Genomic DNA, 12,110 nt, shown 5'->3' with positions numbered 1-12,110 from the left:
GGACAGAGCAGATCGCTGCGCGGCAAAGGGCGGGCTGGTAAATGGGCGCGGCCACCAGCTTGCCGGGGCTGGGCGGTGAGGCCTTCCAGCCAGCCACCGGCTGGCCCAGCCGGCGGGTGACTTCCTGCTGTATCAGCCAGCCGTCTTCCAGGTCGACAGGGCGGCTGCTGCCGGGCAAGCGTGGGCCCGCCTTTCCCGTGGTTCGCCTTGCTATTAATTCGATAGCTGCTTGCGCAAGTTTTTCGGGGGCTAGAGGCATATTTCGCTTAAAAATCAGGGGTGTGAAGGTTTGGCTGCCTCCCGGGTGGCATGAAGGCAGTGTCCCGCAAGCGGGTGCGTTTCAGTGTAGCGGCGCTTGCCTGGGGCCGAGACGTGTGCGTGCGCTTTTCCTCAACCCTCAGCGGGGTGATTGGGCGCCTCGTACTTCCTTGTACTATTGACAGCTTCATACGCTTTTGTGTGCTGCCCTTCCCGTTCTTCCCTTCCAACATCATGAAAAACTCCCTGAGCCCTGCTTCCACCCTGCCTGTTGACGCCGCTGATGCCTTGCTGGTGGGGCGTGTCTGGATAGAAGGCACTGGCCCGGTGCTGGCCTTGGTCACACCCGACGGCGTGTACGACCTTTCCAGCGTCGCGCCGACCGCCAGCCAACTGCTGGAATTGCCGGGTGTCGCCAAGGTTGTGCGGGCCGCTGCGGCGAAGCTGCCGCGGCTGGCGGGCACGGCCGAAGTGCTGGCTAATTCCGCGGAGGATGCGCATGACACCAGGCTGCCCTGGCTGTTGGCGCCATGCGACCTGCAGGCGCTGAAAGCCTCGGGTGTGACGTTTGTCGAATCGATGCTGGAGCGCGTGATTGAAGAACAGGCGGGCGGCGACGCCAGCAAGGCCGATGGAGCGCGCAAGGCGGTGATCGCCGTGATCGGCGAGAACCTGGGCAGCATCAAGCCCGGTTCGCCCGAAGCGGCCCAGCTCAAAGATGTGCTGATCGCCCAGGGCATGTGGTCGCAGTACCTGGAAGTGGGCATCGGCCCCGACGCGGAAATCTTTACCAAGAGCCAGCCGATGAGCGCGGTGGGCACGGGCGCCGAAGTGGGCATACACCCTGGCAGCGACTGGAACAACCCCGAACCTGAAGTCGTGCTGGCCGTGAACTCGCGCGGCGAGACGGTTGGCGCCGCGTTGGGCAACGACGTGAACCTGCGCGACTTTGAAGGCCGCAGCGCACTGCTGCTGGGCAAAGCCAAAGACAACAACGCATCGTGCGCGATCGGCCCTTTCATCCGCCTGCTCGACGAGCGCTTCACCATCGACCATGTGCGCAGCAGCGACCTGAGCATCACCGTGACGGGGCCTGAAGGCTTTGTGATGAAGGGCGGCAGCTCGTTGAAGAAGATCAGCCGCGACCCGCTGGACCTGGTGGCGCAAGCCATTGGCGCCAACCACCAGTACCCCGACGGTTTCATGCTCTTCCTGGGCACCATGTTTGCCCCCACGCAAGACCGGCACGGCCCGGGCCAGGGCTTTACCCACGTGGTGGGTGATGTGGTGACGGTGGCCACGCCGCAGCTGGGCAGCCTGGTGAACCGGGTCACGACTTCCGACAAGGCTGCGCCGTGGACCTTCGGCATTTCGGCGCTGATGAAAAGCCTGGCCAAGCGCAAGCTGCCGTAAAAAAGGAGAGGGCGGATGCATACCTCTGCATTGGTGCTGTTTTCCGGCGGCCAGGATTCGACCACCTGCCTGGCGCAGGCGTTGTCGAAATACGAACGTGTCGAGACGGTGGCTTTTGACTACGGCCAGCGCCACAAGGTAGAGCTGGAAGCGCGGCTCAATGTGCTGCGCGAAATCAAACAGCAGTTCCCACAGTGGGCCCACAAGATCGGTGAAGACCACCTGCTGGACCTGGCGGTGCTCGGGCAGGTCAGCGACACCTCATTGACGCGCGACGTGGCCTTCAAGATGGAAAGCTCGGGCCTGCCCAACACTTTTGTGCCGGGGCGCAACCTGCTGTTCCTCACGCTCGCAGCGGCGCTGGCTTACCGGCGAGATTTGCAGGTGCTGGTCACCGGCGTTTGCGAAACCGATTTTTCAGGCTACCCCGATTGCCGCGACGACACCATCAAGGCCATGCAGCTGGCGCTGTCGCTGGGCATGGACAAACGCTTTCTGATCGAGACGCCGTTGATGTGGATCGACAAGGCCGACACCTGGCGGCTGGCGCATGACATCGGTGAAAAATCAGGCGAGCCCAACGGCGGTGAAGCGCTGGTGAACCTGATCGTGGAACACACGCACACATGCTACCTCGGTGATCGTGTGCACCGGCATGCCTGGGGCTATGGCTGCGGCACCTGCCCGGCCTGCGAATTGCGGGCCAGAGGTTTCGCAGGCTATGTGGACGGGCTTTCGAAACCGTAGTCGCGTTCTACCTTTGCGATTCGGGTCTTGTAATGCGTGTACCAGTCGCTGCGACCCGTTTGCTGCGCCACCAGGTGCTCGGCATTCATTTTCCAGGTCTTGATGGACGCCAGGTCTTGCCAATAGCTCACCGTGATGCCCAGGCCTTCGCGGGCTGATTCGACGCCCAGAAAGCCCGGTTGCTGCGTGGCCAGCGCCACCATGCGGTCGGCCATGTCGCCGTAGCCCTTGTCGCCTTCGGTTCGTAATGACGTGAAGATCACGGCGTAGTAAGGGGCTGGGGGTGTGGCTGCAATCACAAAAATACTCCGTGGTTGGTGGCTAAAAAATGCCGCTAGCTTCTGCCGGGTGGCTCGACGATGCTGCGGGTGACAAGCGGGGGTTCTTCACCCAGGTGAAATCCGAGTTTGCGTTCGCGCAGCGCCACGTCGCTGGCCGTCACGCGGTCAAAGCGGCGCAGGTGCTCGGTCCATGACTCGTCAATGATCTGCTCGATGTAATGGCCGGGCTTGTTGACGTCGCGCAGCAGTTCCCACTCAAGTGCACCCTGGCGCAGGCGGCTGCGGCGGCTTTCCTGCATCAGCGCGCGAAAATCGTCGGCGCGCGCCATGTCTATCTGGTAGTGAATCCTCACCACCACGCGGCCTGCACCGGGTGGCTCTTCGGCCACCGGCGCCTTGAACTGGCGCGACGGGGTCAGGTCTTCTTCAATGCTGAGGTCCGACACGAGGTACTGCGCCACCATCATCACGATCGAGCCGCTGGCGGCGGCCATCAGCAGGCCGGTGGACACGCTGGTGAGGCCCGCCACATGGCCCCAGAGCGCCGCACCCGCTGCGCTGGCGCCCATGATGGCCATCTGGTACATCGACATGCCGCGCGCGCGCACCCAGTCGGGCAATGACAGCTGGGCCGACACGCTGAGCGAATTGGCACAGGTGATCCAGGCCATGCCGTTGAGCAGCATGGCGGGCACGGCCACATACACATTGGGCGCGAAGGCCATGGCGGCGGTGGACGCCGTCTGCAGCAGTGTGGAGCGCATCACCAGCACATCGCGCGGCATCATCTGGCGCAGCCGCGCCAGGTTCAGCGCCGCGATGATGGCGCCCGTTCCCATGGACGCCAGCAGCAGCGTGAAGGTGCCGGCGTCGCCGCCGTGCAGGCCGCGCGCCACCAGCGGCAGCAAAGCCAGCAGGGCGGTGGAGTGAAAAAAGAAAATCGCTACGCGCAGCAGCACCGCACGCAGGCGCGCCGACTGGCTCACAAACTGCAGGCCGACGCGCATGGCGCTGACCAGGCGCTCGCGCCCCAGCGGGCTGGGCGCGTGGTCGCGCCGCCAGCGCATGATGACAAAGCCCGAAATGACCGACAGCACGGCGTTGAGYACRAACACGTATTCGGTGCCGGCSCCGGCAATCAAAGCGCCGGCRACSAGYGGGCCGACGATGCGCGASGCGTTCATCGAAACACCGTTGAGCGCCAGCGCGGCGGGCAACTGCACGCGGGGAACCAGCTCCGGCACGATGGCGGCAAACACCGGCCAGCGCATGGCCAGGCCCACGCCGTTGGCAAAGGTCAGCGCCAGCAGCAGGGGCGGCGTCATGACATCCGAGATCACGGCGATGCACAGCAGCGTGGCCACCACCGCCACCCAGAACTGCGTCATGATGAAGTAGCGGCGCCTGTCCAGGATGTCGGCCAGTGCGCCGCTGGGCAGCCCCAGCAAAAACACCGGCAGCGTGGAGGCCGACTGCACCAGCGCCACCCAGAGGGGCGAGGTGGTCATCGAGGTCATCATCCAGGCGGCCGCCACATCGTTCATCCACATGCAGATGTTGGCGACCAGCCAGGTGCTCCACAGCATGCGGAACACGGGGCGCTTGATGGGCGCCCAGGCGGAGAGGGATTCAGCCGTTACCGGCTCGGGGGTTCTTGCGGCTTCCTCGGGCATTCAGGGCGCTTCCTGTGCGGCACGCTGGTTCAGCGTGAACAGCGCGGGTGAGCCTTCGGGCAGCTTTTCGAAAGCCCAGGTCTTGTTGTGAAAGGCCGCCACGTTGGGCCGATGGGCGATCGAGATGATCGCGCCTCCCGATGTTTTGACGAGCGCCAGCAAACGTTCATACAGCGTTTTTTCAGCCGCCTCATCGAGCGCGCTGGTGGCTTCGTCCGCAAAAATCCATTTGGGTTTCTTCAGCAATACCCGAGCGATGGAAAGGCGCTGCTGCTCCCCTCCCGAAAGCTTTTGGCTCCAGGCGTCTTCTTCGTCCAGCCGCGCGGCGAGTTCGGGCAGCAGGGCTTCGTTCAGGGCTTGCTTCAGCGCATCGTCGGTGTAGCTTGCCGCCAGTTCGGGGTAAGCCAGTGCATCGCGCAGGGAGCCGTTCGGGAAATACGGGCGCTGCGGGATGAACATGGCGTTTTCAGGTCGGGCGATACGGCCGGTGGCAAACGGCCAGATACCCGCCAAAGCGCGAAAAAGGGTGGACTTTCCGCTGCCGGAAGGACCCCTGAGCAGAATGTGGTCGCCGGCGTCGGCATGCAGTTCGACGCCTGTCAGGAGAACGGTTCCGGTCGGCAGGGCCAGATTGAGGTCGCTCGACGTGAGCGATGTGGACGCACTGGTGACCAGGCCGACGTTGTCTTTTGCCTGCGCAATCATGCTGTCTTCGAAGCTTGTCAGGCGATCTGTTGTCGCGCGCCAGCTGGCGAGATTGTCGTAGTTATCCACAAACCAGCTGAGTGAGTCCTGAACCTTGCCGAAGGTCGAGGAAATCTGAATCAGCTGGCCAAGCTGGATTGCTCCGCCGAAGAAGCGAGGTGCCGCAACAAGGAACGGAAAAATCAAGGCAGCCTGGCCGAAGAAGCTCTGGAACCAGATGAGTTTTTTGTTGGCGCGTATCAGGTTCAGGTAGTTCGCCAGCACCGTCGTGAAACGACCATCGAGCTGGCTGCGCTCCACCGCCTCGCCATGGTCCAGCGCAATGGATTCGCTGTATTCACGCGCCCGTACCATGTGGTGGCGAAAATTGGCTTCGTAGCGCTGCTGCAAGAAGTTGAGTTTGATCAGTGGCCGACCGATGTAATGCGCCAGCACGCTGCCGACCAGGCAATAGGCCACCGCGGCCCAGACCATGTAACCCGGTATGAAATAGCTGCTTCCGCCCAGGGTGAAGTCCAGCGGACCCGACTGAACCCAGAGAAGGCCGACAAAACTGACCAGCGTCACGACCGCATTGAGCAGGCCCATGCTCAGTTTGATCGTGGAGGTGGTGAAAGACTGCACGTCTTCCTGAATCCGCTGGTCCGGGTTGTCCGGGCTGGCGTTGATGTCGGTTGTCGCCGAATAACGCGCGAGCTCCATCTTGTAGAAGGCGTGGTGCGACAGCCAGCGGCGCAGGTAGTCGCGTGTCATCCAGGCGCGCCAGCGCATTTGCAGCAACTGGGTCAGGTAGAACTTGTAGACGGCGATGATGATCGCGCCAAAGGCCAGATAGCTGAACCGGCCCATCTGCTGCCAGAAGACGACCTGGTCGCGTTTTTCAAGTGCGTCATAAAACACGCGGTACCAGTCGTTGAACTGCACTGCCATGTAAACCGTGCCGAGGTTGAGCAGCACGATGGCCACCAGCAGCAGGCGAGCCTTCCATTTTTCTTCGGACCGGAAGTAAGGGGCGGCCAGTGCGGCTATCCGCCTGGCAAAAAGACTGAATGCGGTAAATTTTGCGAAAAGACTGGACGGATTCATGAAAGCCCTTTCGCGGCTCAGGAAAGCTGGTTGGAAACACCGCTGGCCACGTGGCCCGAGGGCACATGTTGCGAGGCGGAGTGCACGTGACCGGTCTGGTCGTCGAAGAAAAAGTCGGGCTCGAATTCGCGCAGGAACTCGCCTTTGGCGAGACCCCCCAGGAACATGGCTTCATCGACCTCGATGTTCCAGTCCATCAGCGTGCGGATGGCGCGTTCATGCGCGGGCGCGCTGCGGGCGGTGACCAGGGCGGTGCGTATGCGCATGTGCGAGGTGCCGACCTGCTGCAGGCGGTGCAGCGCTTCAAGCAGGGGTTTGAACGGGCCGGCCAGCAGCGGCTGTGTGGCCTTGTCGCGTTCGTGCTGCTGGAAGGCGGACAGGCCCTGCGCCTGGAAGACGCGCTCGGCTTCGTCCGAAAACAGCACCGCGTCACCGTCGAAGGCGATGCGCACTTCGTTGGGGTGCGCGTCGCTGGCACGCACTGAATGCGGATAGACCTGCGCAGCGGGCACGCCGGCCAGCAGGGCGTCGCGTACGTCGCTCAGATGGGCGGACAGGAAAAGATTGGCGTGCAGGGGCTTGAGGTAACGCCAGGGCGCCTCGCCACGGTTGAAAGTGCCTCGTTCTATCTTGAGGCCGTAGTGCTGGGCTGAGCGAAAAACCCGCATGCCGGAGACGGGGTCATTGCGCGAGAGGATCACGACTTCAACGCGCTGGGTGGGTGCTGTCGGGCTGGCCGCTTCCCCGGCGCTTTCGGGTACCTCGTTGAAGGCCAACAGCTTTTTGACCAGCGAAAACGCCACGCCAGGCTTGGCCGGCACGTCCAGCCGCTCGAGCTGCAGCTTCATATAGGCGGCATCCTTTTTGGCGCCTGGCACGGGCTCGGCCGTCATGCCGGTTTCAAAAACCTGGTTTTCTTCTTCAAAGTCAAACAGCGCGCGTGACGAGATCGCCACCACGAGCTGACCATCCAGAGTTGCTGCCATTTTTTGTACCTTATCCGGTTTTTAGGAGTGGGTTTGCAGTTCGAGTGTGCACCATTGGCCGTAGGCCGGAGCTTTTAGAGGCCAGTCGCTGGCGTGCATGATCTGACGCACGCCAAGGCCAATCAGTTCCACGGCGCGTATGACGCCCGCATGGGTAATCCACAGTGTGTCGGCCTGGCCTTGCAACTCGTCAAAGGCCGAAGCGACGCGTGCCATGACCTGGTGGGTGCTTTCGCCGCTGCCGCCCACGGCATATTGGGCAAAGCCGTCCGTCCAGGCCTGCAGTTCGGCGGGCGTGATGTCCTGCCAGGCGCGGCCTTCCCAGGCACCAAAGTCCATCTCCTGCAACCGCGGGTCGCTGGTGCAAGCCAGGTCGGGGCGCAGTTCGCGCAATGCTTGCGCCAGCTGCACGCATCGCTGCAAAGGGGAGTGGGCGACCCGTGTGCCGGCGGGAAGCAGCGTGGCTAGCGCTTGCGCGCATTCGGCGGTGGCCGCCGCATCGGCCGCTACGTCCTGCCGGCCGTAGCAAATGCCGGCTTCAACCAGCGGTGTTGCGTGGCGGGCCAGCCAGAGCTTCATGGCTTACTGACTGCCTTGGTCGGGCAGCGCCTGCAGGTCGGTGCAGGTGATCTGCTGCTCCTGCACGGGGACCGTGGTGGCGGTGGACGGAAGTGATGCGGTGATCATGGAGAGGGGCTGCTGCGGTGGCTGGAGAATGGCGGAGTGCACGCTGTGCGATCCGTGCGATAAGGAAGGGTCCGCCATGCCCCATGGTCTATTCTAGAGCGGCACAGGCGCCGGCGCGGCGAGCCTCTGCGCCACCGTGGGGCCATCTCTGGAACTGCTTGCAAGAACCGGCTATCTGTGACACCCCTCGCCGAACTTGCTGTGCCGTCAAGCCGCTAAGCGGCGTGCTGCAGCATCAGGTCAAGGTTCTGCACCGCCGCACCCGAGGCGCCTTTGCCCAGGTTGTCGAACACGGCGGCCAGAAGCACCTGCCCATGCTGCGGGTTGGCGAACACGGCCAGCCGCAGCAGGTTGGTGCCGTTGAGCGCCTGCGGGTCCAGGTGCTGCGTGGCCTGAACGTCCTTTTGCGCCATCACCTCCACGTGCACGGCGCCTTCGTAGTGCTGCTGTAGACAGGCTTGCAAGCGACCGGGAGTGACGCCCGCTGGCAACCGCCGCAACAGCAACGGGATCGTGAGCACGATGCCCTGGCGGAACGAGCCGTAAGCCGGCAGGAAGAAGGGCCGCTGTATCAGGCCTGCGTGTTTCTGGATCTCGGGGATGTGCTTGTGGGCCAGCCCCAGACCGTACACCTGGAACATGGGCGCATGCGATGCACCCGCACCTTCATGCGCATCCACCCGCGCGCGGCCGCCGCCGGAGTAGCCCGACACCGCATGGATCGCCAGCGGGTGGTCGGCGGGCACGAGGCCGGCCTTCACGAGTGGCAGCAGCAGGGCGATGGCGCCCGTGGGATAGCAGCCGGGGTTGGTGACGCGCCGCGCGTTGGCGATGCGCCGGGACTGTTCCGAGCCCATTTCCGGGAGTCCGTAGACCCACTGCGGATCCGTGCGGTGCGCGGAGCTGGCATCGATCACGCGCACGGCCGGGTTCACGATGGAGGCCGCTGCTTCGCGTGCAGGCCCGTCGGGCAGGCACAGCAGCGCGATATTGCAGGCATTAATGGCTTCTGCACGGCGCGCCGGGTCCTTACGGTCCTGCTCGGGCAGCGTGAGGAGGGTCAGGTCGTTGCGGCCCTGCAGGCGTTCGTGGATCTGCAGGCCGGTGGTGCCCTGATCGCCATCGATGAAGACAAGGGGTGCGCTCATGCGGTGCTCCTGGTGGGATGAATGGCTCGAGCCAAAGAAAGAAGAATGACGAATCTTCAGCGACACCTTAGAATTTGAAAAGTTGAATTTCATAAACATCAGCATCAGATTTACTGAACGTCATGCGCGAACTCAACCTGGACCGGCTGCGCACGCTGGTCACCATCGCACACCTGGGCTCGTTCGCCGAAGCCGCGCGCGTGCTGCATCTGGCGGCGCCCACGGTGAGCCTGCACGTAGCCGACCTGGAAGCGCTGTGTGGCGCCCCCCTGCTGGTGCGCAAGCGCGGTGAAGTGCGTCCCTCGGGCGTGGGCGAGGCACTGATTGAACGGGCGCGGCGCCTGTTGGCCGATGCGGACGAGGCAATGGATGTAGTTCAGCGGCAGGTGCAGGGGTTGGCGGGCCGTGTGCGGCTGGGCGCCTCCACGGGCGCGATTGCCCACTTGCTGCCGCAGGCCCTGGAGGTGCTGGGCCGGAATCATCCCGGCATCGACGTGCAGGTGGCAGTGCTCACTTCGCAGGACACCATGACGCGCCTGGCGAATGGATCGCTCGACGTGGGCCTGGTGGCGCTGCCGCAGGCGACGGTGCAAGGGGTGAAGGTGCAGCCCTGGCGTCGGGATCCGATGATGGCCTTCGTGCCGTCGCCCTGGGCTGTACCCCAGCGTGTTACGCCGAAGTGGTTGGCGGCTCAGCCCTTGATTCTTAACGATTTGGGCACCAGCCTGTCGCGGTTGACCGCTGAGTGGTTCGCGCTGGCGGGGGAGCACCCCAAGGCGCGCATCCAGCTCAACTACAACGACGCCATCAAGAGTCTGGTGGCCGCCGGTTACGGCGCCACGCTGCTGCCGCACGAGGCATCATCCACCACGCCGCTTGACCCGCGCATCCGCATGCTTCCGTTGCGCCCCGCGCTGTGGCGGTCGCTGGGGGTTGCGCACCGGATGGGCCCGGTGGAGCAGGCGACGCAGCATGTCCTGGACGTGCTGTGGCAACAGCGGCAGYCATGGTCATAGACTGATGGCCAGGCCCAGGTAAAAAGCGATTTCGCAAACCTGCTGGGTGGCACCCAGGCAATCGCCGGTGAATCCTTGCAGCCTGCGCTTGAAGAAGCGGCCCATCCACAGCAACGCCAGCACGGCGAAGCTGCAGGCCACGATGAGGTTCATGACGTCAAGCACGAAGGTAGCCAGGGCCAGCGCGGCGAGGCACCAGGAAAACCCCACCAGCAGGCTGCCGGGGGAGATCTGGTCGGCCAGAGGCTTGGATTTGGACAGGGCGGTGTCGCCCACGTGTGGCAGCAGGTAAATCAGCAGCAGCGGCAGGCCGCGCGACATGATGTGGCCTGTGCATAGCGCGGCACAGGCATACCAGCTGCCAAAGGGCGCCTCTTCCCAGTCACCCCAGCCGGCGGGCGCGCCTTCGACCGAGCCGAGGATGGCCAACAGCGAGACCTTGCACAGCAAGGCGAGCACCAGCGCCATGGCGCCAAAGGCACCCACGCGCGAATCCTTCATGATTTCGAGTGCGCGGCCCTTGTCGTGGCTGCCGCCCAGGCCGTCGGCTACATCGGCAAGGCCGTCTTCGTGGAAGCCGCCCGTCAGCAGCACGGTGGCGGCGGTGGAAAACGCCGCGGCCACCAGCGGCGAGAACGTGGTGTCGGGCAGAACTGCCTGAAACAGCGCGTACACGGCAGCGGCAAACAGGCCCACCAGAATGCCGACGCCGGGGAAGTGGCCGGCGCTGGCGCGCAGCAACTCGGGGCTGTAGCCCACCCAGGCCGCCAGACGCCCCGTGATGGGGATGCGCGTGAAGAACTGGACGGCGAGCAGGAACTCGCGGACAAACAGGGTGATGGATGTCATGCGAGGCCCATGATGGTTTATGCGTCTTCCCGCCCGCTCACGCCGGCGGAGTCAAAGCTCGCCATTTCATTGAGAAAGCCGGCTGCAGATTGCACCAGGGGCCAGGCCAACAGCGCGCCCGTACCTTCGCCGAGGCGAAGGCCCAGCTCCAATAGCGGTTGGGCTTTCAGGTGCGCCAACAGCAGGCGATGGCCGTGCTCGTCGGAACGGTGGCAAAACACCATGTAGTTCTGCACCGCGGGAGCGAGCGAGCGGGCCACCAGTGCTGCCGCCCCGGCGATAAAGCCGTCGACCAGCACCACGCGGCGCTCGCTGGCGGCCTGCAACATGGCGCCGGCCATCATGGCGATTTCAAAACCGCCCAGGGCGGCCAATGCATCCAGAGGCTGCGTTGCGCCGGCGTGGCCTGCCAGCGCGCGCGCCAGCACGGCGCGCTTGCGTTGCAGTTGCTGGTCGTCCAGGCCGGTGCCGCGACCGGTGGCTTCGTCGATGCTGATGCCGGCAAGGCGTGCCAGCAGCAGGGCGGCAGGCGAGGTGTTGGCAATGCCCATTTCGCCAAACGCCACCACGTTGCCGGGCAGCGATTGCAGGATGTCCATGCCCGCGGTGAGTGCGGTGTGGGTTTGCAGTTGCGACATCGCGGGCCCGCTGCAGATGTTTTGGGTGCCGTGGGCGATCTTGCACTGCAGCAGCTGCGGGTGCGCGGGCAAGTCCGCCGCCACGCCGGCATCCACTACGTGCAGGGCAAAGCCGTGCTGGCGCGCGAAGACGTTGATGGCGGCGCCGCCGGCCAGCATGTTGCCGACCATCTGCACCGTGACATCCTGCGGAAAGGCCGAAACGCCTTCGGCGGCGATGCCGTGGTCGGCCGCGAAAACCACCATTTGGGGAGCTTGCAGCGTGACGTTCTCGCTCTGCTGGATCAGGCCCAGCTGTAGCGCCACACTTTCGAGCAGGCCGAGCGCGCCCTGCGGCTTGGTCTTGTGGTCGATCTTGTGCCGCAGCCTGGCCTCCAGCGGGAGGTCGGCAGTCGGCTCAATCGCGGGCAGGAGGAGGGGTGGAAAGTCGGGTGCGTTCATCGGTGATTTGTTTAAGGCAGGCGGGGCAGAAGCACGACAATGCGCTGCCTTCCGGTTGCGGAGTTCGTTCGGAGGGTACGGGCATGATGTGCGGCAGTTGCACGCACCAGCATTCAGCATCTCCTGCCGCCATGCCGCAGCGCAGGCCGGCGCCGCAGCGGGGGCACACCGAGGTGTCGGCC

General features: G+C 64.3%; 12 protein-coding genes and 1 pseudogene. 3 read left to right on the top strand and 10 right to left on the bottom strand.

Annotated features, from left to right (window positions below):
* Positions 1-259: pseudogene (locus AC1D1P_RS05290) on the bottom strand (hypothetical protein); the annotation flags it as partial.
* 233 nt (positions 260-492) lie between these two features.
* On the opposite strand from AC1D1P_RS05290, the gene AC1D1P_RS05285 reads away from it, so the two are divergent.
* Entirely contained in the window at positions 493-1,671 is a 1,179-nt protein-coding gene (locus AC1D1P_RS05285; RefSeq protein WP_477672297.1) for a fumarylacetoacetate hydrolase family protein, read from the top strand.
* A 15-nt stretch (positions 1,672-1,686) separates the two neighbouring features.
* Positions 1,687-2,418 (top strand): 7-cyano-7-deazaguanine synthase QueC, encoded by a 732-nt coding sequence (gene queC / locus AC1D1P_RS05280; RefSeq protein ID WP_477669932.1) that lies wholly within the window; start codon positions 1,687-1,689, stop codon positions 2,416-2,418.
* Here queC and AC1D1P_RS05275 read toward each other — a convergent pair.
* From AC1D1P_RS05275 to argC, 6 genes are all read right to left on the bottom strand, one after another.
* Positions 2,391-2,717 (bottom strand): antibiotic biosynthesis monooxygenase family protein, encoded by a 327-nt coding sequence (locus AC1D1P_RS05275; protein ID WP_477669931.1) that lies wholly within the window; start codon positions 2,715-2,717, stop codon positions 2,391-2,393. The genes queC and AC1D1P_RS05275 overlap by 28 nt on opposite strands.
* 35 nt (positions 2,718-2,752) lie before the next feature.
* Complete coding sequence (locus tag AC1D1P_RS05270; RefSeq protein ID WP_477672296.1) at positions 2,753-4,372, bottom strand: MFS transporter; 1,620 nt, start codon at positions 4,370-4,372, stop codon at positions 2,753-2,755.
* Complete coding sequence (locus AC1D1P_RS05265; protein WP_477672295.1) at positions 4,373-6,163, bottom strand: ABC transporter ATP-binding protein/permease; 1,791 nt, start codon at positions 6,161-6,163, stop codon at positions 4,373-4,375.
* Positions 6,164-6,180: 17 nt separating this feature from the next.
* On the bottom strand, positions 6,181-7,149 hold the full coding sequence (locus AC1D1P_RS05260; protein WP_457282584.1) for a 5'-nucleotidase: 969 nt from the start codon (positions 7,147-7,149) through the stop codon (positions 6,181-6,183).
* Between the two features lie 21 nt (positions 7,150-7,170).
* The gene (locus AC1D1P_RS05255; RefSeq protein ID WP_477669928.1) at positions 7,171-7,728 is read right to left on the bottom strand and encodes a histidine phosphatase family protein; all 558 of its coding nucleotides are present in this window, start codon (positions 7,726-7,728) and stop codon (positions 7,171-7,173) included.
* 323 nt (positions 7,729-8,051) lie between these two features.
* On the bottom strand, positions 8,052-8,984 hold the full coding sequence (gene argC / locus AC1D1P_RS05250) for an N-acetyl-gamma-glutamyl-phosphate reductase (protein ID WP_477669927.1): 933 nt from the start codon (positions 8,982-8,984) through the stop codon (positions 8,052-8,054).
* A 122-nt stretch (positions 8,985-9,106) separates the two neighbouring features.
* Between argC and AC1D1P_RS05245 the strand changes: the two genes are divergently transcribed.
* Positions 9,107-10,000, top strand: coding sequence for a LysR family transcriptional regulator (locus tag AC1D1P_RS05245; RefSeq protein ID WP_477672294.1), 894 nt, complete (start codon positions 9,107-9,109; stop codon positions 9,998-10,000).
* On the opposite strand, the gene AC1D1P_RS05240 is transcribed toward AC1D1P_RS05245, so the two are convergent.
* From AC1D1P_RS05240 to AC1D1P_RS05230, 3 genes are all read right to left on the bottom strand, one after another.
* Positions 9,995-10,849, bottom strand: a complete 855-nt coding sequence (locus tag AC1D1P_RS05240) for an adenosylcobinamide-GDP ribazoletransferase (protein ID WP_477669925.1) — start codon at positions 10,847-10,849, stop codon at positions 9,995-9,997. The genes AC1D1P_RS05245 and AC1D1P_RS05240 overlap by 6 nt on opposite strands.
* Before the next feature lie 17 nt (positions 10,850-10,866).
* Entirely contained in the window at positions 10,867-11,928 is a 1,062-nt protein-coding gene (gene cobT, locus AC1D1P_RS05235) for a nicotinate-nucleotide--dimethylbenzimidazole phosphoribosyltransferase (RefSeq protein WP_477672293.1), read from the bottom strand.
* Positions 11,885-12,110, bottom strand: a 226-nt coding sequence (locus AC1D1P_RS05230; RefSeq protein WP_477672292.1) for a cysteine-rich CWC family protein, incomplete at its 5' end; no start/stop codon positions are given. The genes AC1D1P_RS05230 and cobT, both read right to left, overlap by 44 nt.

The sequence above is a fragment of the Polaromonas sp. P1_E1_2 genome (genome assembly GCF_056406035.1).
The sequence above is the reverse complement of the archived record's forward strand: the minus strand, read 5'-3'. Positions and strand labels throughout refer to the sequence as shown.

Coding starts and splice junctions, on each gene's coding strand:
- AC1D1P_RS05285 (WP_477672297.1), top strand. CDS start 493: ATGAAAAACTCCCTGAGCCCTGCTTCCACCCTGCCTGTTGACGCCGCT.
- queC (WP_477669932.1), top strand. CDS start 1,687: ATGCATACCTCTGCATTGGTGCTGTTTTCCGGCGGCCAGGATTCGACC.
- AC1D1P_RS05265 (WP_477672295.1), bottom strand. CDS start 6,163: ATGAATCCGTCCAGTCTTTTCGCAAAATTTACCGCATTCAGTCTTTTT.
- AC1D1P_RS05260 (WP_457282584.1), bottom strand. CDS start 7,149: ATGGCAGCAACTCTGGATGGTCAGCTCGTGGTGGCGATCTCGTCACGC.
- AC1D1P_RS05255 (WP_477669928.1), bottom strand. CDS start 7,728: ATGAAGCTCTGGCTGGCCCGCCACGCAACACCGCTGGTTGAAGCCGGC.
- argC (WP_477669927.1), bottom strand. CDS start 8,984: ATGAGCGCACCCCTTGTCTTCATCGATGGCGATCAGGGCACCACCGGC.
- AC1D1P_RS05240 (WP_477669925.1), bottom strand. CDS start 10,849: ATGACATCCATCACCCTGTTTGTCCGCGAGTTCCTGCTCGCCGTCCAG.
- cobT (WP_477672293.1), bottom strand. CDS start 11,928: ATGAACGCACCCGACTTTCCACCCCTCCTCCTGCCCGCGATTGAGCCG.